At 66.9% G+C, this 22456-nt stretch carries 21 protein-coding genes and 1 tRNA gene; 14 read left to right on the top strand and 8 right to left on the bottom strand.

What is annotated here, in order from left to right; all coding sequences use genetic code 11:
* The first annotated feature begins 139 nt into the window (after nucleotides 1-139).
* Entirely contained in the window at nucleotides 140-1438 is a 1299-nt protein-coding gene (locus tag ABGB19_RS08245; RefSeq protein WP_347685375.1) for an MFS transporter, read from the top strand.
* Here ABGB19_RS08245 and ABGB19_RS08240 read toward each other — a convergent pair.
* Complete coding sequence (locus ABGB19_RS08240) at nucleotides 1406-3082, bottom strand: alpha-amylase family protein (RefSeq protein ID WP_347685374.1); 1677 nt, start codon at nucleotides 3080-3082, stop codon at nucleotides 1406-1408. The two genes, ABGB19_RS08245 and ABGB19_RS08240, sit on opposite strands and share 33 nt — an antisense overlap.
* Nucleotides 3079-4053: a TIGR03885 family FMN-dependent LLM class oxidoreductase gene (locus ABGB19_RS08235; RefSeq protein ID WP_347685373.1), complete on the bottom strand. Its 975-nt coding sequence runs from the start codon at nucleotides 4051-4053 to the stop codon at nucleotides 3079-3081. Before ABGB19_RS08235 ends, ABGB19_RS08240 begins: the two co-directional genes overlap by 4 nt.
* 93 nt (nucleotides 4054-4146) lie before the next feature.
* On the opposite strand from ABGB19_RS08235, the gene ABGB19_RS08230 reads away from it, so the two are divergent.
* From ABGB19_RS08230 to ABGB19_RS08195, 8 genes are all read left to right on the top strand, one after another.
* Complete coding sequence (locus tag ABGB19_RS08230) at nucleotides 4147-5184, top strand: NADP-dependent oxidoreductase (RefSeq protein WP_347685372.1); 1038 nt, start codon at nucleotides 4147-4149, stop codon at nucleotides 5182-5184.
* A gap of 72 nt (nucleotides 5185-5256) precedes the next feature.
* The gene (locus tag ABGB19_RS08225) at nucleotides 5257-6036 is read left to right on the top strand and encodes a cutinase family protein (RefSeq protein ID WP_347685371.1); all 780 of its coding nucleotides are present in this window, start codon (nucleotides 5257-5259) and stop codon (nucleotides 6034-6036) included.
* Between the two features lie 34 nt (nucleotides 6037-6070).
* Nucleotides 6071-6451, top strand: coding sequence for a carboxymuconolactone decarboxylase family protein (locus ABGB19_RS08220; protein WP_347685370.1), 381 nt, complete (start codon nucleotides 6071-6073; stop codon nucleotides 6449-6451).
* A gap of 10 nt (nucleotides 6452-6461) precedes the next feature.
* Nucleotides 6462-7340, top strand: a complete 879-nt coding sequence (locus ABGB19_RS08215) for an NAD(P)-dependent oxidoreductase (RefSeq protein WP_347685369.1) — start codon at nucleotides 6462-6464, stop codon at nucleotides 7338-7340.
* 34 nt (nucleotides 7341-7374) lie between these two features.
* Nucleotides 7375-7923, top strand: a complete 549-nt coding sequence (locus ABGB19_RS08210; RefSeq protein ID WP_347685368.1) for a hypothetical protein — start codon at nucleotides 7375-7377, stop codon at nucleotides 7921-7923.
* Nucleotides 7924-8060: 137 nt separating this feature from the next.
* Nucleotides 8061-9443, top strand: coding sequence for a PepSY domain-containing protein (locus ABGB19_RS08205; RefSeq protein ID WP_347685367.1), 1383 nt, complete (start codon nucleotides 8061-8063; stop codon nucleotides 9441-9443).
* Complete coding sequence (locus ABGB19_RS08200; RefSeq protein WP_347685366.1) at nucleotides 9436-9945, top strand: copper chaperone PCu(A)C; 510 nt, start codon at nucleotides 9436-9438, stop codon at nucleotides 9943-9945. The genes ABGB19_RS08205 and ABGB19_RS08200 overlap by 8 nt, the downstream gene beginning before the upstream one ends.
* Nucleotides 9938-11149 carry a Dyp-type peroxidase gene (locus ABGB19_RS08195; protein WP_347685365.1) on the top strand — a complete coding sequence of 404 codons (1212 nt, stop codon included), beginning with the start codon at nucleotides 9938-9940 and terminating at the stop codon, nucleotides 11147-11149. Before ABGB19_RS08200 ends, ABGB19_RS08195 begins: the two co-directional genes overlap by 8 nt.
* 14 nt (nucleotides 11150-11163) lie before the next feature.
* Here ABGB19_RS08195 and ABGB19_RS08190 read toward each other — a convergent pair whose 3' ends face one another.
* Both ABGB19_RS08190 and ABGB19_RS08185 read right to left on the bottom strand, forming a co-directional pair.
* The gene (locus ABGB19_RS08190; RefSeq protein WP_347685364.1) at nucleotides 11164-11580 is read right to left on the bottom strand and encodes a DUF5313 domain-containing protein; all 417 of its coding nucleotides are present in this window, start codon (nucleotides 11578-11580) and stop codon (nucleotides 11164-11166) included.
* Between the two features lie 17 nt (nucleotides 11581-11597).
* On the bottom strand, nucleotides 11598-12086 hold the full coding sequence (locus tag ABGB19_RS08185; RefSeq protein WP_347685363.1) for a MarR family transcriptional regulator: 489 nt from the start codon (nucleotides 12084-12086) through the stop codon (nucleotides 11598-11600).
* A gap of 94 nt (nucleotides 12087-12180) precedes the next feature.
* On the opposite strand from ABGB19_RS08185, the gene ABGB19_RS08180 reads away from it, so the two are divergent.
* A complete protein-coding gene (locus ABGB19_RS08180) occupies nucleotides 12181-12342 on the top strand; it encodes a hypothetical protein (RefSeq protein ID WP_347685362.1) in 162 nt (53 codons plus the stop codon).
* Nucleotides 12343-12943: 601 nt separating this feature from the next.
* Nucleotides 12944-14797 (top strand): glycosyltransferase, encoded by a 1854-nt coding sequence (locus ABGB19_RS08175; protein WP_347685361.1) that lies wholly within the window; start codon nucleotides 12944-12946, stop codon nucleotides 14795-14797.
* 807 nt (nucleotides 14798-15604) lie between these two features.
* Here the strand turns inward: ABGB19_RS08175 and ABGB19_RS08170 are convergent.
* Together ABGB19_RS08170 and ABGB19_RS08165 are read right to left on the bottom strand one after the other, a co-directional pair.
* Nucleotides 15605-17536 (bottom strand): right-handed parallel beta-helix repeat-containing protein, encoded by a 1932-nt coding sequence (locus tag ABGB19_RS08170; RefSeq protein WP_347685360.1) that lies wholly within the window; start codon nucleotides 17534-17536, stop codon nucleotides 15605-15607.
* Between the two features lie 939 nt (nucleotides 17537-18475).
* Nucleotides 18476-18550, bottom strand: a tRNA-Thr gene (locus ABGB19_RS08165).
* Nucleotides 18551-18599: 49 nt separating this feature from the next.
* Here ABGB19_RS08165 and ABGB19_RS08160 point away from each other — a divergent pair.
* Nucleotides 18600-18929 carry a hypothetical protein gene (locus tag ABGB19_RS08160; RefSeq protein ID WP_347685359.1) on the top strand — a complete coding sequence of 110 codons (330 nt, stop codon included), beginning with the start codon at nucleotides 18600-18602 and terminating at the stop codon, nucleotides 18927-18929.
* A 2-nt stretch (nucleotides 18930-18931) separates the two neighbouring features.
* On the opposite strand, the gene ABGB19_RS08155 is transcribed toward ABGB19_RS08160, so the two are convergent.
* Nucleotides 18932-19756, bottom strand: coding sequence for a hypothetical protein (locus ABGB19_RS08155; protein ID WP_347685358.1), 825 nt, complete (start codon nucleotides 19754-19756; stop codon nucleotides 18932-18934).
* Nucleotides 19757-19849: 93 nt separating this feature from the next.
* Here ABGB19_RS08155 and ABGB19_RS08150 point away from each other — a divergent pair, with 93 nt between their 5' ends.
* The gene (locus ABGB19_RS08150; RefSeq protein WP_347685357.1) at nucleotides 19850-20569 is read left to right on the top strand and encodes a response regulator transcription factor; all 720 of its coding nucleotides are present in this window, start codon (nucleotides 19850-19852) and stop codon (nucleotides 20567-20569) included.
* Between the two features lie 32 nt (nucleotides 20570-20601).
* Complete coding sequence (locus ABGB19_RS08145; RefSeq protein WP_347685356.1) at nucleotides 20602-22026, top strand: HAMP domain-containing sensor histidine kinase; 1425 nt, start codon at nucleotides 20602-20604, stop codon at nucleotides 22024-22026.
* Here the strand turns inward: ABGB19_RS08145 and ABGB19_RS08140 are convergent.
* Nucleotides 22014-22418: an HIT family protein gene (locus ABGB19_RS08140; protein ID WP_347685355.1), complete on the bottom strand. Its 405-nt coding sequence runs from the start codon at nucleotides 22416-22418 to the stop codon at nucleotides 22014-22016. The genes ABGB19_RS08145 and ABGB19_RS08140 overlap by 13 nt on opposite strands.
* Nucleotides 22419-22456 lie beyond the last annotated feature (38 nt).

Here is a 22456-nt window from a genome sequence, read left to right as displayed (position 1 = left end):
GCCCGAGTGTCGGGTAGCCGCAACCTCCGCAGACGGCGATGGCAGTGGCTTCGTGTCGTTCGGGCATGCTGCATAGTTACCCGCTCGTGACCGAATCAATCCCAGATTTGGGACAAGTTTGCGAAGCTGTCCACTCGATATGGCTACCGCACTGGATCCGGTGACCGACGACACCCACCCTCCGCGACGGGCCTGGGCTGCCGTCGCGCTGCTCGCGATCGTCGGCACCCTCAACTACGCCGACCGGTTCTTGCCCGCGGTCCTGGCCGAGCCGATCAAGACCGACCTGGCGCTGTCGGACACCGCGATCGGGGTGATCAACGGTTTCGGGTTCCTGGCCGTGTACGCCGTGCTGGGCCTGTTCATCGCGCGCATCGCCGACCGCGGCACCTTCGGCCTGGTGGTCTCGACGTGCCTGACCCTGTGGGGCGCGATGACGATGCTCGGCGGCGCCGTGCAGTCCGGGTTCCAGCTGGCGCTGACCCGCGTCGGCGTGGCGATCGGCGAGGCGGGCAGCACGCCCGCCGCGCACGCCTACGTGGCGCGCAACTTCGTGCCCGAACGCCGCGCTGCCCCGCTGGCCGTGATCACGCTGGCGATCCCGCTCGCCAGCGCGGCCAGCCTCATCGGAGGCGGCCTGCTGGCCCAATCCCTGGGCTGGCGAACGGCTTTCGTCGTGATGGGGGCGATCAGCGTGGTGTTCGCCCCGCTGGTGCTGGTGGTGTTGGGCCGTAGGCAGTCGATGCCGACCGCCACCGCCGACACCGTGGTACACGGCGCCAAGGCCTGGGACCTGCTGCGCAAGCCCAGCTTCGTGATCATCGTCCTCGGTGCGGCGTGTGTCTCGGTGGCGGGCTACTCGCTGACGACGTTCGCTCCGGCGTATCTGGTCCGTGCGCGCGGCATGACGCTGGGGGAGGTCGGTGTCCAGTACGGGGTGGCGAGCGGGCTGACGGGCATCCTCGGCCTGCTGGTCGTCGGCCGCATCGCCGATCGGTTGTCGGCCCGCGATCCGCGCTGGCTGCTGTGGCTGGTGGCCGCGATGACGGCCGCCATGCTCCCGTTCTCGGCGCTGGCCTTCCTGGTCGACAGCCGGGTGCTGTGCGTCTGGTTCATCTCGCTGAGCTACGTCGTCGGCACCGCGTACATGGCCCCGTCGATCGCGGCGATCCAGCGGCTGGCCCGCGTCGAGCAGCGCGCGACCGCGTCGGCGATCTTCCTGTTCTTCGGCGCGATGGTGGGGTCCGCCGGGCCGTTCCTCACCGGCGTGCTCAGCGACGCATTGAAGGACGACCTGGGCGTGATGTCGCTCGGTCGCGCGCTGCTGATCGTCCCGCTCTTCCAGGTCGTGGCGATCGCCCTCTATCTATGGGCGAGCGGGCGATTCACCCGTGAGATGGTCGATTCAGATGATCGGCGGATCGTCCGGTCGCAGTAGGCGCAGCCACTTGTAGCCGTACGGTTCCAGGCCGATCTCGACGCGGCCCCGGTCGTCGAGCTCGTGTTCGGTGAGATCATCGAGCAGGTCGACGAGCCGGCATCCCGGTGCCTCGTCGAGCTCGATCGGCACGAGGCAGGCCTCGGCGCCGAAGTTGTGCAGCGCGACGAGCGCCCAGCCCGACTTCTCCCGGCAGACGTGTGCCAACACGGCGGGATTGGGTTGCTTCACGATCTCGGGGGTCGACCAGCCGATCTCCGGTTGCGACCGGTAGGTGTAGATGAGGTTGCGGATGAACCACCAGAGCGACTGGTGGTCATGGCGCTGGTCCGCGGCGTTGACCCGGTCGGGACCGTACATGCCGTCGGGAAGTGGCCGCGGCAGCTTTCGCTTCGACGCCCCGGAGAAGCCGCCGTTGGCGCTGCTCGTCCACTGCATCGGCGTGCGCACCGCGAATCGCCCTTCGACGTCGAGGTTCTCGGCCATGCCGATCTCTTCGCCGAAGAACAGCACCGGCGTGCCGGGTAAGGAGAACATCAGCGAGTAGACCATCCGCATCCGCCGTTGATCGCCGCCGAGCATCGCGGGCAGCCGCCTGCGCAGTCCCCTTCCGTACAGCTGCATGTCCGGATCGGGCCCGAATGCGTCGAAAACCTCTTGGCGCTCGGCGTCGCCCAGCTTGTCGAGGGTCAGCTCGTCGTGGTTGCGCACGAAGTTCGCCCACTGGCTGGTGATGTCGAGTTTCGGCCGCTGCTTGAGCGCCTTGGCGATCGGAGCGGCCTTGCCGCGAGCCAGGGAAAGGTAGAGGTTCTGCATTCCGATGAAGTCGAACTGCATGTTGAGCCCGTCACCGTCGGCTCCGCCGAAGAACGTCTTCTGGTCCTTGTAGGGAACGTTGACCTCGCCGAGCAGAACGGCGTCGCCGACGCGACGGGTGACGAAGTTGCGGACCTCACCGAGATACTTGTACGGATCGAAGACCCCGGGATCACCCGGCGCACCGTCCCGCGCGAACATGAACGGGACGGCGTCCACGCGGAAGCCGGACACTCCCAGTTCGAGCCAGAAGCCGAGTACGCGCGAGATCTCCTCCTGGACCACGGGGTTGGCGATGTTCAGGTCCGGCTGGTGCTTGAGGAAGTGGTGCAGGTACCACTCGTTGGTTTTCGCGTCGAGCTCCCAGAGGCTGTCTTCCTGATCCGGGAAGACGACGTCCTTCGGGCTGGATTTCGGCTCGGTGGTGCTCCACACGTAGTAGTCGCGATACGGATCGTCGGTGCTGCGGCGGGCGGACTTGAACCAGGGATGGCGGTCGGACGTGTGGTTCATGACGAAGTCGATGACCACCCGGATACCCGTCGCCTTGGCGGTCCGCACGAGTTCGACGAAGTCGCCGAGAGTGCCGAGACGCGGGTCGACGCCGAAGAAGTCGGTGATGTCGTAGCCGTCGTCGACGCGGGCGGTCGGGTAGAAGGGCATGAGCCACAGGCACGTCACGCCGAGGTCGAACAGGTACTCCATGCGCTCGGTCATGCCTCGGATGTCGCCGCAGCCGTCGCCGTTCCAGTCGTAGAAGGTTTCGATGTCGGCGCAGTAGAAGACGGCGTTCTTCCACCACAGGTCGCCGGTTTCGATCTTTCTCACGCGGTGACCGCCTGCGAATCCAGTTGCGGCAGCACATGTTCGCCGAACGCGTCGATGAAGGCGGACTGCTGCTGCCCGACGAAATGCAGATACAGTTCGTCCCAGCCCTGATCGAGGTCCTGCTGCAACCACGCCACTTGCTGACCCAGATCGCTCGAGACCCGTACGGACTGACGGACATGCTCGGGCGACACCTTCTCGCCGACGACGTCGAATGCCTCGACCGTCTCGATATCCCAGCAGACCGGGGGATCGAAGACGTTGGTGCGCCACTGGTGGTGGGCGATGGCGAGGGCTTCGTGGTCGGTGTGCGCCCAGCTCAGATGAATCTGCAGGCGGGCCGGCCCGCGGCCGCCGGCGTCGCGGTACGAGTCGAGAACCTTTCCCAGCGCATCTCTGGACTGGTTGACGGTGACCAACCCGTCCGCCCATGCGGCGTGGCGGGCGGCGGTCTCGGGGGTGACCGCCGGACCGATGAGGTCGGGAACGGTTTCGGGAAGCGTCCACAGCCGCGCCCGGTTGACGTGAACCAGGCCTTCGTGGCTGACCTCTTCACCGCGCAGCAAGCGCCGGATGACGTCGACGCACTCGACGAGACGCTGATCGCGCACGTCTTTGCGCGGCCATTCATCGCCGGTGATCCGCTCGTTGGAGGCTTCACCCGACCCGAGCGCCGCCCAGATCCGGCCCGGGAACATCTGCGCCAACGTCGCGATCGCCTGGGCGATGATCGCCGGGTGATAGCGCTGGCCCGGCGCGTTGACGACACCGAACGGCAACTGGGTCGTGGCCAGCGCCGCGCCGAGGAACGACCACGCGAAGCCGGATTCGCCCTGACGTGTGCTCCAGGGGCTGAAGTGGTCCGAGGACATGGCAGCGGTGAAGCCCGCCTGTTCGGCGTGTTGCACGTCGCGCAGCAACTGGGCGGGGTCGATCTGCTCGTGGGAGCAGTGGAAGCCGATAACCGTCATGGGTTACCGCGTACCCGTTCTCGGTGACTTCTTACGCAGACGTCAACCGCCGATCGCCGGTCTGACGTCGAAGCCTTGGGTAGGTTGCGGGTCGTGGCCGAGCTGATGAACCGCCAGATCGTGTTGCGTCGCCGACCGAACGGCCTGGTGGCACCCGGGGACACCGAGCTGATCACCGCCCCCGCCCCCGAGCCGGCCGAGGGCGAGGCGTTGGTGCGCACCACCTATGTCGGCATCGACGCTGCCGCGCGCACGTGGCTCAACGACCAGCCGGGCTACCTGCCGCCGGTTGCGCTCGGCGAGGTCGTCCGGGCGGCGGGCATCGGCGAGGTGGTGGCGTCACGGTGCGACGCGTACGCCGTCGGCGACGTGGTCACCACGCTGACCGGCTTCCAGGAGTACGTGATCAGCCGCGACGACATCTTCACCACGCCGGTGCCCGGCCCCGAGGTGGATCAGCTCGCCGTGATGTCGGTGTACGGGCCGACGGGTGCGACGGCGTACTTCGGGATGATGGGCATCGGCAAGCCAAAGGCCGGCGAGACGGTGGTGGTGTCGGCCGCGGCGGGCGCGACCGGATCGGTGGCGGGACAGATCGCCAAGATCGCCGGTGCCCGGGTCGTCGGGATCGCGGGCGGACCGGAGAAGTGCCGTGCCGTCGTCGAGGACTTCGGGTTCGACGCGTGCATCGACTACCGCGCGGGCGACCTGCCTGCCGCGCTCAAACAGCACTGCCCGAAGGGCGTCGACGTCTACTTCGACAACGTCGGCGGCCCGATCCTCGACGCAGTGCTGGGCCGCCTCGCGCACCACGCCAGGGTGGTGCTGTGCGGCGTCATCTCCAGCTACCTGACCGGTGAGCACCCCGGCCCCGCCAACTACGTGAACCTGCTGGCCAAGACCGCGCTGATGCAGGGCTTCAACGCGCTGGACGAGTGGGGCCGGTTCGAGGAGGCCTTCGGGCCGCTGCGGCAGTGGGCGGCCGACGGCAGGCTCGTGCACCGGCAGACGATCTTCGAGGGCATCGAGTCGTGCGTCGACGCGATGAACGGACTGTTCACCGGCGCGAACATCGGCAAGATGCTGGTCAAGATCAGCGACCCGACCGGTTCGTCGGCGACCGGGGATTGACCAGCAAACCTTGGGGGTACTGAAGCCATGCGGCGTCCGCCGCAACTTGGGTAGACGTATAGGAGTTCCCGGATGATCGCTTCGCGAATCGCTCGATCACTCGGCGCAGCGACGATGTCCGTCGCCGCGTTGACGGCCGCACCCGTACCGTTCGCCGCCGCCCAGCCGCCGCCCCCGGGCTGTCCCGACGTGCAGGTGGTGTTCGCGCGCGGCACCGGCGAAGCCCCCGGTCTCGGCGGGATCGGACAGTCGTTCGTCGACGCAGTGCGCGCACAGGCCGCTCCGCGGTCGGTGGACGCGTACGCCGTCAACTACCCCGCCAGCAGCGACTTCGGCAACCGCATCCAATTCGCGCGCACGGTGGTCGACGGAATCCGCGACGCCGGAACGAAGGTGGAGACGACGGCGGCGACGTGCCCCGACACCCGGATCGTGCTCGGCGGCTTCTCGCAAGGCGCGGCGGTGGCCGGCTTCGTCACGGCGGCGGAGATTCCGCAGGAAGTGCCCGCCGAGTACCGGGACTTCATCCCCCAGCCGATGCCCGTCGAGGTGTCCGACCACGTCGCTGCGGTGGTGCTGCTCGGTCAGCCGTCCGCGCAGTTCCTGCGCGACACCGGAGCGCCACCGATCGTGATCGGACCGTCGTATCAGGGCAAGACGCTGAGCCTGTGCGCGGAGGGCGACACGATCTGCAACGGTGCGCCCGTCGGCGGCCCGAGCTTCGCGCACGCCACCTACGGCGTTAACGGGATGACCGGCGAGGGAGCGGCCTACGCGGTGGCCCGCCTGGGACCTGCTCCCGCCGGTCCGGCGGCGATTCCGATGGCACCCGTGCGCGCACCCGCGCCCTGATCGCGCCGGCGGTGCGGTCTGCCAGTCTCTAGGGGTGGACCAAGACACGTACGACAGGGGCCGACAGATCCGCGCCGCGGTGCTCGGCGAGGCATATGTGCAGCAGGCCGCCGACACGGCGGACGAGTTCTCCGCGCCACTGCAGGATCTGGTGACGGAGTACTGCTGGGGTGCGGTGTGGGGCCGGGATGGGTTGTCCCACAAGACCCGCAGCATGCTCAACGTGGCGATGCTCGCGGTGCTGAATAGGCCGACCGAGTTGCACACCCACGTCAGGGGCGCGATCACCAACGGCGTGACCCGCGAGGAGATCCGCGAGGTCCTGCTGCAGGTCGCGATCTACGGCGGCGTGCCCGCCGCGGTCGACAGTTTCCGGGTCGCGCGCGCCGTGCTCGACGAACTCGACCGGCAGTAGGGCCGGGGCAGTGGACATCGGGTTCATCGGCCTGGGCAACATGGGATTTCCCGTCGCCGGCCGTCTCGTCGCGGCGGGGCATCGCGTCGTCGTCTTCGACACCCGCGACTCCGTGGTCGATCGTGCGGTCGCGGCGGGCGCCGAACGTGGCGCGTCGGCCCGGGACGTCGCGGACCGCGTGGGCACCGTCATGGCGAGCCTGCCGACGCCTGAGGCGTCGGAGACCGTCGTCGCCGCCGTCGCGCGGGGCACTCGCATCGAGCGCTTCATCGACCTGTCGACGGTGGGAAGCCCGGCCGCGCAACGTAATCACGCGCTACTGGCCGAGCGCGGAATCGCCGCGCTGGACAGCCCGGTCAGCGGCGGCGTGCACGGCGCCGAGGCGGGCACGCTCGCGGTCATGGTTTCGGGCCCACGCGCCGACTTCGACATGTGCGCGGCGATGTTCGGCGAGATCGGCCGCGCCACCTTCGTCAGCGAGAAACCCGGTGCGGCGCAGACGATGAAGCTCGTCAACAACCTCATCGCCGCGGCGACCCTGGCCGTCACCGCCGAGGTGATGGTGACGGGCGTGAAGGCCGGACTCGACGCGCAGGTCATGATCGACGTCCTCAACGCCGGATCGGGCGGAACCCACGCGAGCCGCGACAAGTTCCCGCGCGCCGTGTTGCCCCGCACGTTCGACTACGGCTTCGCGACCGGGCTGATGGTCAAGGACGTCCGGCTCTACCTCGACGAGGCCATGGCGCTCTGCGTGAGCACCGAACTGGCCGACGCGGTCGCCCGCCTCTGGGAGTCGACGCTGGCCAGCGAGGGTCCCGAGTCCGATTTCACCGCAGTTGTCCGGCCCCTCGAAGCCGCCGCTGACGTGGTGATCCAGGCCTACTAGGTGCTGTAGTAGAACCCACGGTAAAGTTCGCCGGGTGAGCACGCCGAGATCACGCGCGCAGTGGCTGCGCGGGGGTCTGGTCGGCGGTTGCTCGGCCGCCGTCACCGCGGGCGCGCACACCTCCGCCGGGGCGGAGCTGCCAGGGGGCGCCGCGCTCACCGCGGCGTTGCTGGTGTGTGCCACCGCAGGTGCGGTGCTCGCGCGTATTCGGCTCGACGGTCGGCGCGGTCGCGTGCTCGGAGTCGTGGCGGCACTGGCCCTCGCCCAGGCGCTGGGCCATGTGACGTTCGTCCTTTCGGGGGGCGGCCACCACCACGCCGCCGCGCTGGGGCTCACCGGCTCGATGGTGGCCGCGCACGTCGTGGCCGCCGCGGCTCTCGGCGCCGCGATCTCCGCGGTCGAATACCTCTACGTCGTCTGCTCGTCGGTCCTGCGGTGGTTGCGTGTATTCGCTGCGCTCGTCATCCGGCCGCAGGCGCGCCGAGCACATTTCGCCCTCAGAGCCGTTGTCGCCGAATCTGTTCTGCTGAACTCCGGGCTTGGCATGCGCGCCCCGCCGGGACGGTTCGCGACGGCCGCCTAGCCGTCGCTTCTGCTCGATCGCCGCGGTCCTCTGCGACCGCGGGTTGCTGCGTTTCGCAGCCATAGACGAACCGTCACATCCACTTTCGGCTCGCCGAGGCCGCTCGGTGTGCCGCCGGCTCGAAAGCTGTCCATGTCATGACCACGTCCTCAGACACCTCCAGCGCGCAACGGCGAGGCGGGCTGCGCCCGCTGCTGCTGCGGCTGCACTTCTACGCCGGCGTGTTCGTCGGCCCGTTCATCCTGATCGCCGCCGTCACCGGCCTGCTGTATGCGGTGATCCCGCAGGTCGATGCCGCGGTCCACCGCCACGAACTCACGGTCGAGCGGGTCGGCGAGCAGCGGCTGCCGCTGGCCGAGCAACTCGGCGCCGTCCGCGCCGCCCACCCCGAGGGGACGGTGACGGCCGTCCGCCCGCCGGATGCGCCCGACGAGACGACCCGGGTCCGGCTCGCCGTCGACGATGTTCCCCCCGACTACGCGCGAACCGTGTTCGTGGACCCGTACACCGGCGAGGTGCGCGGGGCGCTGACCACCTACGGCCAGTGGATGCCGCTGCGGGCGTGGTTCGACGAGCTGCACCGCAACCTGCATCTGGGCGTGCTGGGCCGCAATTACAGTGAGCTGGCGGCGAGTTGGCTCGGGGTGATCTCGCTGGCCGGTGTGGCGCTGTGGTACCTGCACCGCCGCGACACCGGGAAGCGGCGTCGCGTCGCCGTTCCGGACCGGGACGACAGGGACCGCAGGCGCACCCTGTCCTGGCATGGCGCGGTAGGGGTCTGGACCGTCGTCGCGTTGCTCGGGCTCTCGGCCACCGGCATCACCTGGTCCCGGTATGGCGGCGAAACCGTGAACCTCCTTCAGGACAGGTTGAACACGGCCGCGCCTTCGGTCGACACGACGCTGATGCAGACGGCGGGAGGGGGCCACGGCGCCGACGAGGTATCGCCGTACGGCGCGGACACCGCGCTTCGCACCGCGGTCGCCGCGGGGCTGCGCGGCCCGCTGGTCATGACGCCGCCGGCCGGACCCGGACAGGGCTGGGAGGTCGCCGAGAACAAGCGCGACTGGCCGACCCGGCACGACGCGGTCTCCGTCGACCCCGACACCGGCGCTATCACCGACCGGGTGGACTTCGCCGAATGGCCGTTGCCGGCCAAGCTCACCGATTGGGCCATCGACGCGCACATGGGTGTGTTGTTCGGCATCCCCAATCAGATTCTGTTGGCGCTCACGGCCGTTGGTCTGATCACGATCGTCGCGCGGGGTTACGTGATGTGGTGGCAGCGCCGGCCGACGCGGGGTTCGGCGTGGGCACTCGGCCGCCCGCCGCTGCGCGGTGGCCTCCGCGGCCTGCATCCGGCGGCGATCGCGCTGCTGGCCGTCATCGCGATTGCGCTGGGCTGGGCACTGCCTCTGTTCGGGCTGAGCCTGGCCGCGTTCGTCGTCGTCGATCTCGTCGTCGCTGCGAACAAGAGGCGCATCGCCGACGCCAGGAAGGAAGAGGTCGCGAATGTCTAGCGAAACGAGGTTCGCCGCGGTGGCCGTCGCCGCGCTTCTCGTCGCGGGTTGTACGACCAGCGGGCACGCCCACGACGAAGCCATGGCCTCGATGGTCGCCATCGAAGACCAGTGGGCCAGTTCGGCGCAGACCGGTATGGCCGCGGTGTTCGGCACGCTGACCAACGCCGGGCACCACGACGCCGTCGTCGTCTCGGGCCGGTCTCGAGTGGCGGGCAACGTGGAGGTGCACGAGGTGGTGCCGGATTCGTCGGGCACCAAGACCATGCGCCCGAAACAGGGTGGCCTGACGATCCCGGCCGAGGGTTCACACAACCTCGAACCCGGCGGCGATCACCTGATGCTGATGGATCTGACGCAACCGCTGTCCCCAGGCACGGACGTCACCCTGACCGTCGTCTTCGAGGACGGCTCGACGCTGCCGGTGACCGCGCAGGTGCGCGACTTCGCCGGGGCCGACGAGGAATACCAGCCGTCGGTGAGCCATCCCGCTCATGGCTGAGCCGCCACGTCACGGTCGGTTCGCGGTCAACCGGCGGCGCCTTCTCACCGGAGGCGCCGCCGCGTTGGCGGCAGGTGCGGCGGCCACCCAATGGGGCACCGCTTCATCCGCGACGGCCGGTGAGTCTCTCGACATCGAACCCTTCCACGGCGAGCATCAGGCCGGGGTGACCACCCCACCGCAGGCCCACGCGCTGTTCGTCGCGCTCGACCTGAAACCGCTAGCCGGTCGCAACGCGCGCGAAACCCTCACCGCGGTACTGCGATTGTGGAGTTCGGACGCGGCGCGGCTGACCCGGGGCACCCCGGCGCTAGCCGACACCGAACCGGAACTGGCGCAGCGTCCGGCGCGGCTCACCGTCACCGTGGGCCTGGGGCCGCAGGTGTTCGACCGGATCGGGTTGGCGCACCGGCGTCCGCTGTCGGCAGGGGAACTACCGGCATTCGCCACGGACCGGTTGGACCCGCGGTGGTGCGGGGGTCACCTTCTGCTGCAGATCTGCGCCGAGGATCCCGTCGCCGTCGCGCACGCCGGCCGGGTCCTGCTGAAGAACGTCCGCGCCCTGACCACGCAGCGTTGGCGGCAGGCCGGCTTCCGCAACGCTCGCGGTTCGGGCCGCCCGGGTGGCTCCATGCGCAACCTCATGGGCCAGGTCGACGGCACGGTGAACATCACCGACGCCGCCGCATTCGACCGGCTCGTCTGGGACGACGGGGCGGACCAGCCGTGGTTCGCGGGCGGCACGACCCTCGTCCTGCGCAGGATCCGCGCCGAGATGGATGCGTGGGACGAACTCGACCGCGCCAGCAAGGAACTCACCGTCGGCCGCCGGCTCGACTCGGGTGCTCCGCTCACCGGGCGGCGCGAGTCCGACGAGCCCGACCTGTCAGCGACCCGGAACGGCATCCCGGTGATCCCGCCGAACGCGCACATCGCGCTGGCTCGGCACCGCACCGACGACGAGCAGTTCCTGCGTCGCCCCTACAATTTCGACGATCCGCCGGCATCGGGCCAGACGACGGACAGTGGACTCATTTTCGCTGCCTACCAACGTGATCCGGCGACACAGTTCACGCCGGTGCAGCAGCGCCTCGCCGAGGCCGACGCGCTCAACCCGTGGATCACCACCATCGGGTCGGCGACCTTCGCGATCCTGCCCGGTGTCCCCGACGGTGGGTTTCTCGGGCAGACACTGCTGACATAGCGCCGTCGCGTCGGTCAGAAGGGGCTGCTGTTCTGCTGTCGCCGGGCCTCTTCCGGGCGGGGGCCGAAGCGGCGGATGTAGTCCTCGTGCATCTGCGCGTCCTTCTCGCGTTTGATCACGTCGACCAGGTTGGGGTCGAGGTTGTGCTGCGCCAACCGGTGCCGGCGCCAGATCTTGTTGAGCGCGAGCGCCATCAGGATCGCCCAGATGTAGATCGGCGCGGTCATCTCGAGGTGCACGTACAGCGAGGCCGGCAGCAGCCAGAACGGCGCCAGCACGATGAACGGCGGGATCGCCATGCGGATCATGTGGCGGCGGACGGCGCCTGGCCCGGCGAGGTCGTTGGCCACCCATTCGCGCATGGAGTCGGGCAGGCGGCGGCCATAGGAATAGGCGAGGTACTGGATCAGATTGGGTCGGGCAGTGGCCACGGTTTCTCCTTGGATGGTCAGTTGTCGAGTGTGCCTGCTGCCAGCGCCGCGGTGTTCACGCGGGTCAGCACATCGCGCAGGAGGGCGAGTTCGTCGAGGCTGACGCCGAGCCGCTCCACCACGGCGGGCGGGATCTTCAGCGCACGCCGGCGCAGCTGGGTGCCCGATCTGGTCAGTTCGACCTCGGTGGCGCGCTCGTCGGCCGCGCAGCGGGACCGGGTGATCAAGCCCAGCGACTCCAGTCGCTTGAGCATCGGGGATAGCGTCGCGGAGTCCATCTGCAGTGCGGTGGCGATCTTCTTCACGGTCATCGGGCGGTCCGGCGCGCTCGACTTCTGGTGGTCCCACAGTGCGAGCATCACCAGGTACTGAGGGTGCGTCAGCCCCAGCGGTTCGAGCAGGGGGCGGTAGACCGCGAGCACGGCCCGGTTGGTGACCGCCAGCGCGAAGCACACCTGCTGTTCGAGCGCGAGGGGATCTACTTCGGACGGCAACGACGTGGTCACGTATCCATGTTGCCCTAATAGTTAGTGCCCTAACAATGTCGGCTCTGTCACAAGGGCTGGTTTCGGATGTGCAGCAACGGGCGACCCTCTCGGCATGTCACCGTCGAACGACCCGTCGGCCAAGCCGAAGGACGCCACCGAGGCCACCGAGGAACAGCGCGAACTGCAGGATCAACTCGACCACCGCGACGACGACCCCGAGGCGCCCGGCGGGCATCAAAGTCGTGACGACATGCCAGACGAGATCGGACGCTAGAGCTCGGAACCTGATCGCTCGAAGAAAATCCAGCCAATCCCGCCGCGCGGGGGTCATGATCAGAGACGTGCTCACCGATCAGCTCGACCAAGCGCAGTCACTGAAGCCCGACTTGGTCTGCGCGTGTGCGGGCACCCACAACGTGCTCTGGCCGGGATGCTCCTTTTGCGAGCACTGAGGGGCGTGGAGCTGACGTACGACAGCTCGCGGCATCTGAGGCGACCGTTTCACGTCGACCTTCCCTACGAGTGGGCGCTTGCTGACCTCGGCGCCGATGATGACGTAATCGCGACGGGCCCGCTGACGCGACTGATCCTCGGATATCTCGTGTCGGTGCCCATCGTGAAGCTGGCCGGACCGATAGGGCGAATCTGTCCGGGGGCGGCCGATGAAGTTAGAACACCGAAGCCAAATATCGTGAATTGGTCACAGTCAGGACGCCACATCCGCTCGACTGAACGCGCAGCCAGGTCTTACACAAGCAGAGATGCGCTCCGCTGTTACTCTGCAGTGCGGCGGTCATCAGTCGCAGCACAAGCCTTCGGTCCCGACGTTGGAAGTGGCTTAGCAAAGGAGGCCGATCGACATCGGTGAGGTCAGTATGCAGGATATTCAGCACGCGCTGACCGATCATCCTGCGCCGGACGAGCTAATCGTCGCCCGAGGCGTTTTTGCAGCGCCAACAGTCAAGTTGCCGGATGATCTGTATGCCAGGGTCGTGAAGGGAACGGCTCACCGCAGGCGCGCGTCGCTAACGCTGGAGAAGGGCGCTGTCGTCACCACTGACACGTACTTCGGTCTTTTGCCGGCAAGTTACTTCCAGCGGTGGACTGAAATCAACCAGCTCGAGCTGACACTGGCCTATGAAGCGTCCCGATCCGCTCGAATCACGTTATGCGCCTCTGACTTCCACGGCCACAAACGCACCGTTGACAGCGTCCGAGTGGAGGGTGCCGGAACGGTGTCGATGTCTGCGATGCTCGATGCGTTCGTGGACGGTGGCTCCCTGTGGATGGAATGTGCCGCGAGCGAAGGTTCGCTGACCGTCAGTGATCTGGTGTGGACCGCGGTGGCGCCGGCGAAGATCCGGCCCGCCGCGTTGGTGATCTGTACCTTCAACCAGCCGGAAGCGTGTGTGGCAACCGTACGCGCCGTGGCAAACGACCAGGACGTGCTCACGGGCATCGACGCGGTCTACATCATCGACCAGGGCAGCGAACCGGTCGCAAAGCGAGCCGCCTTCCGCGAAGTCGTGACTACGCTCGGCGACAAGTGTGTCTATCTGCAGCAGCGTAATCTCGGCGGCAGCGGCGGGTTCACCCGCGGGCTCTATGAAGTCTCTCGCATCACCGACCACGCGAACGTGATACTGATGGATGACGACATCCTCTCCGAACCAGAAACGGTGCTGCGGCTCAACGCATTCGCCAATCTCACGCCGACTCCGAGCATCGTCGGAGCGCAGATGCTGTTCGTCAAGAATCCACGCTTCCTCCTGGCCGCGGCGGAGATGGCTGACCTGCCCACCCTGCGCCCCGGCCGCTGGGGGGTGCACGGGCTGCACCACGCCGATATCGTCGAACACCGTCAGAACCGCCGCGTCGACGGAACCTATACTGGCTGGTGGACCTGCCTGATCCCCGCCGAACTCATCTCGGCCGCCGGATTGCCACTGCCCTTCTTCATCAAATGGGACGACGTTGAGTACAGCTTGCGCGCCCTTACTGCTGGCTTTCCCGTTGTGACACTTCCTAATGCGGGTGTCTGGCACGCAGAGTTCCATTGGAAGGACGGTGATGACTGGGTCCGATACTTCGATATTCGCAATGCGTTGATCACCGCAGCGCTGCACGCCAGGGTCGACATTGCAGTGACGTCCAAGACCATCCGTCAGGAAATCACCAGAAACCTGGTCGCCATGAACTACGGCCTGGCCCACACGGTCATCCGCGCGGTCGAAGATTTCCTTGAGGGGCCATCGGTACTCGACGACGGCGGCGCAGCGGCTATGGAGCGTATTCGCACAGAGCGAAAGAACTTCCTCGAAACCGAAGTGCATGCGGCGGTGCGAACCGCTGAACTGACCGGTTCGGCTAATCCTCCGACGAAGCCCACCGATGACCGTCGGAATCGACTCACTTTCCTGATGATCAAACGGCTGATCTCTCACTTCAGCGGACGCCTCATCGCGGGCCCCGTGACGATCCCGGCCACCGACGCCACCTGGTGGCACGTGTCGCGGTTCAACTTTGCGGTTATCACCGACGCCTCGCAAGCCGGTGTCCGGATCCGCCGACACGACAGACATGCCCTCGTTTCACTGACCCGGCGAGCAATACGGGTGCTGCGTCGCTTCCGTTCGGAGGCGCCAAGAGTGCAGGACGAGTACCGCAGCTCCTTCGCCCGACTGTCCAGCCGGGAGAACTGGACCAGGCTGTTAGGCGACGATTCTTAGCCGGGGCGAGGATGCGGAAGTTTACTAGGCCAGTTGAGGAGGGCTTTGACTTCTGGACGAGCGGACCTAACTCTACACGCACCATCTGCAAGCAGCGAGCCAAGGCCAGGGGGCCGGTCCATGATCAGGCTGACTCCTCCCAAGTGCTATATCGGCACGTAGACGCGCATTTAAGGCGTTCACTGGTCGTCTTAGACGGCTGGGGTTGACGACTTCCCCGTGGTCCATCGGATTCAACAAGGTGATTCGCTCGGCCGTCGGCGCTCACTCATGGGGTGATGAATTGAGAGGTTGCTGCCATACCTTTGTGTACATCGGGAGTTGGCCTGGCTCTGCGGTTTTGGACCGATGCGGTGCACACGCAGAAGTCGGCTGTGATAGAAAAACCGGAGACGAATGAGTGTGAAGGCGGCGGCATTCGGGCGTCGATATCTGTTTCCGCGGGTGACTCCTTGGGAGAGGGGCATGCTGAAGGCGAACGAACAGTCAGAACCCGAGGCCACATATTTGAATCATCGACGTCTTTGGACTGAGCCACAACGAAGCGACACCCGTGCTGTCGTCGTGGGCGTTGTCGTTGCTCTCTTTCTTCTCGTGATGTACTTGGCATGGCCCGTGCTCGAAGATCTAGGCATGCTGCATTAACAGCGGTCCCCCGCGTTATCGCGTCGGCGACGTCGCGCACGAGACGCGTGGCCAGCATGCCGTCACCAGATCGCGGATGGCCCGCCCGGCGCGATACTGATCGAACGGGCGGGCCGGCGGCGTCGTTATGGTCGTGTGAGCCCGCGCGGCAGGGCGGCCGCGCTACACGGCCACTCCGACTGGCGTAACGGTGACCGGAACGCCGTTCACAGTGAATCCGGTTGTCGTGTAGGTCCCCGTCGGCGCGTTGGTGTAGAAAGGCAGCGGCGGGGTCGGTACTGGCTGCCAGATCGCGATGTTGCGGAACGTGATGTCGTCCAGACTGCCACCTTGCGTGTAGAGGCCGACGTTCGTGTATGACGACGGCGGTGTGTTCACGATGGTGAGATTCTCGACTGTCACATTCGACACGGTGGTGGTGGGGTTCTGTGCCACAACGGCGACGGCGCCGAGTGGAAGTCCCCCGCTGTTGGTGTTGGTTAGCGTGCCACCGTTGACCGTCACATCGTCGACTCCCTGTGTGTAGAAGGGAGCGGGCTGCGAGCCGATCCAGATACCGGACAACGCGGTGTTCGAGACATCAACATTATTGAAGGTGATTCGCAGGCCACCGGTAACAACCAAGCCGCGCTGCCCGGCACCATCGACCACGGGGTTGTTGATGGTGATGTCGTGCACAGTCCCGAGCGCCGGATACTGATAGGACACGATTGCGATGGCGTCGTCTCCAGTACGTAGCGTCGTCACGTCCTGCAACACACCGTTGTTCGAGCCATTGGTGATCTGGACTCCGTCGGCAGCGGTGTCCTGGACCGTCACGCGCTCGAGCAGGAAGTTGCTTGCTCCGGTGATGTAGACCCCGGCAGAAGCCCCACCGGTGATGGTTACATCCCTGATCACGTTGCCGTCGCCACCGAAGACCAAGCGCGTTTGATTGGTTCCGTCCTCGCGGACCTGGCCCGTCGGTGCGCTGAGGTTGAGGTCGCTCAGCGTCACGTTGTTCCCCTGTATGACGACCGCCGCCGCGTCAGGGTTAGTGGAATACAGCGTCGCCCCGTTGCCGACGATCTGAACGCTCGACTGCCGAATGTAGAGGTTGTCGCTGTAGTAATAGGTCCGAGATTCAAGCGTCAGCGTGTCGCCCGGCCGAAGCGCATCGAAGCTCGCCTGTAGTAGGGCGGTGTCATCGACGAGGACGGCGCTGGGTTCGGCCGAGGCGGAGGATGCGTCGGTCAGACTCGTCGTCTGCGCCAGCGGGATCGGAGTTTGTTGCTGGGCCGCACGTTCGGCTTCCCTGCGCATCCAATGCACCGACAGAATTGCGGCGGTCGCCGGTGGTCCGGCTGGGATCGGATGCCCCGCCGTCGGATTGTTGTTGTACACGTTCCACGCACCCGGCGAAATCGTCATCGGGATATTCGGCTGGGCTTCAGTCGGTTCTGGTGCGGCGAACATCTGCGGCACCGCGGCGGGGGCGGTATTCGTAGTGACTTCTATCGTTTCCGTCGGATATTCGCTGTTTTCCGATACAGACTGAAGGGCTGGGGCAGCGGCCTGGGTGGCAGCTTCTGCGTCGGTTTGGGATTCGGCCAACCCGGGGGTGCCGGAAATGCTCACTGACGGGACTACGACAGCCGGCAGGGGGTCGGACAGCGTGTTGGCGGGCTGCGGTGTGGCGGGCTTCGACGTGTCGGCAACATCGCCGTTCCTGCGGTCAATAGCTGGCGAGTTCGTCCTCGAGGGCTTCGATTCGTCGGCTGACGCAGGGCGGTTCGACTGCGGAATATCAGCCGAGTCGGCGCCATTGTCCTCGGCATCATCGACGGTTCCGGTTCTGGCCGAGGAACCGTCGTTTTGCGGCGCGCCCCGAGAAGCGCGCGGACCGGGGTTGCCCTTCTCGGCCGCCTGGCTCGCGCGCTCCGGACCTTTCAAGGAGTTGTAGTTGCCCTTTCCGGCGTCCGCAGATGATGCGTTGCCACTCGACGAACTTCCGCCGGTGTCGTCAGCCCACGCGACACCGGTGCCGATAGCGAAACCTATTCCCAGCGCGACGGCCAGTACGCCGACTCTGCCGATGTGTGCGGAGTAAGTCATGTTGTTCCTTTCCTGGCAAAGAGGTCACCCGCACCGCTGGTGACGGCAGCGGCGCTTACCTGGTTCGATTCCGGCGCCCCACGACACCGTTATCTTCTGTGGCGACCCCTGGACGAATTAGCGGACAATACGTCGAGCATTTGCCCAGCAATGGAGCTGTTCAAACCAAATATTCTGGTACTCGTATAAGAAGCAGGGGCAAGAATGTATTTTTGACGATGACGGCAAAAAGGGTGCCATTGCTGGAACGGTAGCCAGTCGAACTTGCGAGGGTTGCCAGTATTCGATATAGATGAAGTTTGCGCAGCTTGGGTCGCCGCCATGAGCGCAATTCTGCGTTCCTGAGTCGCGAGTGCGTGCCGTCATTGGCTAACACAATCGATGCGCAGACGATGCATTTCTGAGAAGGAGCCTATTGAACTTCGCCAGAAAGTGATCTGCACTGAGATTCGCATCGACGCTCAAGCGCTGCAATCAGCGTGAGCCTCCGGGCTGGCGCATTCCATAGGGAAACACCCGATTCCTCGGGCCGAACATCAGGCCTAATCTCAATTTCCTCCGGACGGGAACGACTACCAAGTCAGGTCTCGTTCGAGGGATCGGGTTGTGGCTTGCCCATGGGGGGCCGCTGACATTTGGCGACAACCAGTCCCGTCCGGAGCCCGTTTCTATTCGCGGCGCTGACTGCGGTGTGGTTCGGCTTGGTACGCCTGCAATGCGCTCTTCGGCGGGTCAGGACCGGACGAGCATCAACCTCATCAGAGTTGACATCAACAACGGTCAGGTCGCGCCGCGATTCCGCCGTGGAACTGCTTTTCTACTTGTCCGTTGTGGCGAACGCGACGCTTCCGTCGGAGCTGATGCGATTACGCGTGAATGTCCGCGGCGGCGGTACTGAAAGTCGGGCTGGTCGGGTCGGTGTGGACCCAAGCCCGAGCTTGGAGCCCCCTATCGGGATTGAACCGATGACCTACGCATTACAAGTGCGTTGCTCTACCACTGAGCTAAGGAGGCCTGCGGGTCCCGAGTTTATCGGGTCGCTGCCCCGGGGAACCCGCAGCCCGTGACTGTCAAAGACGATGTCCTCAATGACTTCCCCCAGGTGTACCCGGGGCTGACGCGACCAGAGGTCGAGCGGCTGCTCACCATCCTCGATCAGAGCGCGGGCACCGAGGGCAATCTTGCCCTCAGCATCGCGACCGCTATCAAGCCGCTGGTGCCCGACGTCGCGAAGCGCCTCGAGTCCTACAACAAGACCGACGACGTGGACGACTACGTGCGCATCCTGCGCGGCGGCGTCGTCGTGTTACTGCAGCGCTGGCAGTCCGACGGCGAGCCCCCGAGCCCGGACAGCGTCACCGCCGAGGTCGAGAGCGTCGAAAGCGAGTCCTGACGTCACTGCTCGGCGTCGATGATCCGCTGTGAGGCCACGTTGCGGGACGCCGAGCGCGCCCGCGGACGGCGACCGGGCAGCGGGATCCGGTCGGCGATGTTGCTCAGCGGATTGACCACCTGGCTCAGCGTCACCACCGCTTCGTGCAGCGCGTCGATGGTCGGCGCCAGCGCTTCGAGTCCCGGCGCCAACCGGTTCAGCGTGTCCGCGACATCGGCCAGCTTCAACAGCGGCCCGTTCGGGTCGGTGAGCGTGTCGAGCAGCCCGCCCTCGGCCAACAGCCGGTCGGCTACCCCGTCCTCGCGCAGCACCCGCTCGATGAGACCGTCGTTGGCCAGCAGCTGATCGGCCAACCCACCCGGTGCGATCACCCGCGACAGCGCGCCGTCCTCGGTGGTCATCCGGTCGACGAGCCCACCCTCGGCCATCACCTGATCGACGACCCCGCCCGGCTCCACGGCCCGGGCGACCGCCCCGTTCTCCGCCGTCAGCCGATCCAGCAGGCCGCCCTCGGTCGTCAGCTGGTCGACCAACCCGCCGGGCCGCAGCAGCCGGTCGAGCGGGCCGTTGGGCGCCAGCGCCCGACCGAGCGGCGCGTCGTCGTCCATCAGCCTGGCCAGCCGGTTCGCCCGCTCGACGGCGTCGTCGAGGCCCAGCATGTGCACCATCGACGCCGACCCGTTGCGGGTCGTGGTGTTCGCCTCGCCCAGGGTGCGCTGGGCAAGCCCCACGGCGGTGGTGGCGACGGAAAGCCCGGCGTCGGCAACCGCAAGAGACATCTTGACGGGCGCGGTCGCCAGGTCGGACAGGGCTTTGCCGAGGTTCATCACCTCAGTCTATGGACTGCGCGAGGACAAACTCACAGGAAGTGCACAGCGTTCGTGCAGGATCGTGACAACCGGACGGGCGAGAGTATCGGAATGGCGATGCCTGCACTACCTGAGAACACTCCCGAGGCCAAGGTTCTCGTCGTGGACGACGAGACCAACATCGTCGAGCTTCTCTCCGTCAGCCTGAAGTTCCAGGGCTTCGAGGTGCACACCGCGTCCAACGGCCCGGCCGCCCTGGACAAGGCCCGCGAGGTGCGCCCGGACGCGGTGATCCTCGACGTGATGATGCCCGGCATGGACGGCTTCGGGTTGCTGCGCCGGCTGCGCGCCGACGGCACCGACGCACCCGCGCTGTTCCTCACCGCCCGCGACTCGCTGCAGGACAAGATCGCCGGCCTGACTCTCGGTGGCGACGACTACGTCACCAAGCCGTTCAGCCTCGAGGAAGTGGTCGCCCGGCTGCGGGTCATCCTGCGGCGCACCGGCCGCGGTGTCGAGGAGCCCCGCAACTCGCGGCTGACCTTCGCCGACATCGAACTCGATGAGGACACCCACGAGGTGTGGAAGGCCGGCGAGCCGGTGTCGCTGTCGCCGACGGAGTTCACGCTGCTTCGCTACTTCATCATCAACGCCGGCACGGTGTTGTCGAAGCCCAAGATCCTCGACCACGTCTGGCGCTACGACTTCGGCGGCGACGTCAACGTCGTCGAGTCCTACGTGTCGTATCTGCGCCGCAAGATCGACACCGGTGAGAAACGCCTCCTGCACACGCTGCGCGGCGTCGGCTACGTTCTGCGCGAGCCGCGATGAGTGCCTGCGCCGACCGCACCGACAATGGGTGAATGACCGGACGTGGCGTCCCGCTACGGGTCGGGTTGGTGGCGGCCACCCTCGTGCTCGTGGCGTGCGGACTGCTCGCGTCGGGTATCGCCGTCACCTCGATCCTGCGGCACACGCTGAGCAACCGCGTCGACCAGGAACTGCTCGACGCGTCGCGCAGCTGGGCCCAGGCGCCCCGGCTCACCCCCGCGGCCCCGGCGGAGGGCCCGAACCCGGCCAGGCCGCCATCGAACTTCTACGTCCGCGGCGTCGACCCCGGCGGCCGCATCTGGATGGCCGTCAACGACGGCGACGCCGAACCCGCACTGCCGCCCGACAACGACGTCGGGCCCGTGCCCGTCACCATCGCGTCGATCGGCAACCCCGACGTGCAGTGGCGCGCGATGACCGTGCGCGGGCCCGGCGGGGAGCTGACCACCGTGGCGATCGACCTGTCCGACGTGCGCACCACCGTGCGCGAACTGACCTACGCGCAGGCCGGCATCGGGCTGGCGGTGCTGCTGGTCCTCGCGGCCGCCGGCTATGCGGTGGTGCATCGCAGCCTGCGGCCGTTGACCGAGGTCGAGCAGACCGCGGCGGCGATCGCCGCCGGCCAGTTCGACCGCCGGGTGCCCGAGCGCGACCCGCGCACCGAGGTGGGCCGGCTTTCGTTGGCCCTCAATGGAATGCTCGCCCAGATCCAGACCGCGATGGCGGCGTCGGAGGCGTCGGCCGAGCAGGCCCGCAGTTCCGAGGAGCGGATGCGACGCTTCATCACCGACGCCAGCCATGAACTGCGCACGCCGTTGACCACCATCCGCGGTTTCGCCGAGCTGTACCGGCAGGGCGCCGCCCGCGACGTCGAGATGTTGATGAGCCGCATCGAGAGCGAGTCGAGCCGGATGGGGTTGCTCGTCGAGGATCTGCTGCTGCTCGCACGCCTCGATGCGCAGCGCCCACTCGAGCGCCATCGCGTCGATCTGCTGACGCTGGCCACCGACGCCGTGCACGACGCGCAGTCGATCGCACCGAAACGCAGCATCCGGATGGAGGTGTTCGACGGCCCTGGCACCCCGGAGGTGCTCGGCGACGAGGCCCGGCTGCGTCAGGTGCTCGGCAATCTGATGGCCAACGCGTTGCAGCACACGCCCGAAACCGCGGGCGTCACCGTGCGGGTCGGCACCGACGGCGACAGTGCGGTCCTCGAGGTGTGCGACGAGGGGCCGGGCATGAGCGCCGACGACGCGCCGCGCGTGTTCGAGCGGTTCTACCGAGCCGACTCGTCACGGGCCAGGGCCAGCGGTGGCACCGGCCTCGGATTGTCGATCGTCGATTCGCTGGTGTTCGCGCACGGCGGCACGGTCACCGTCGCGACCGCGCCGGGCCGCGGGTGCACCTTTCGGGTGGCGCTGCCGCGGATCGCCGACGTCGCGGCTCAGGTCAGCTGAGCAAGCGCCTCTTTGATCCTGGCCTGCGCGTCGTCGAGCGACTCGGGCGACGGGTTGTGGTCGGCGTTCGCGAACCCGAAATCGGCGAGGTCGCTGGTGGGGAACACGTGCACGTGCAGGTGCGGCACCTCGAGACCGGCGATGATGACGCCGGCGCGCTCGGCGGGGAAGGCCTTGACCACGGCCTTGCCGATCAGCTGAGAGACCTCCATGACGCGGCCGAACACCGCGGGCTCGATGTCCTGCCAGTTGTCGATCTCGGCACGGGGCACCACGAGCGTGTGCCCCGTAGTGATCGGGGCGATGGTCAGGAAGGCGACGATGTCGTCGTCTTCGTAGACGAACCGGCCGGGCAGGTCCCCGTTGATGATCTTGGTGAAGACGGTCGCCATGGCACCGAGCATTCCAGTAGCCCGGCCGTGGCGCCGCG

The sequence above is a fragment of the Mycobacterium sp. B14F4 genome, from assembly GCF_039871645.1.
Taxonomy (GTDB): Bacteria; Actinomycetota; Actinomycetes; order Mycobacteriales; family Mycobacteriaceae; genus Mycobacterium.
The sequence above is the reverse complement of the archived record's forward strand: the minus strand, read 5'-3'. Positions and strand labels throughout refer to the sequence as shown.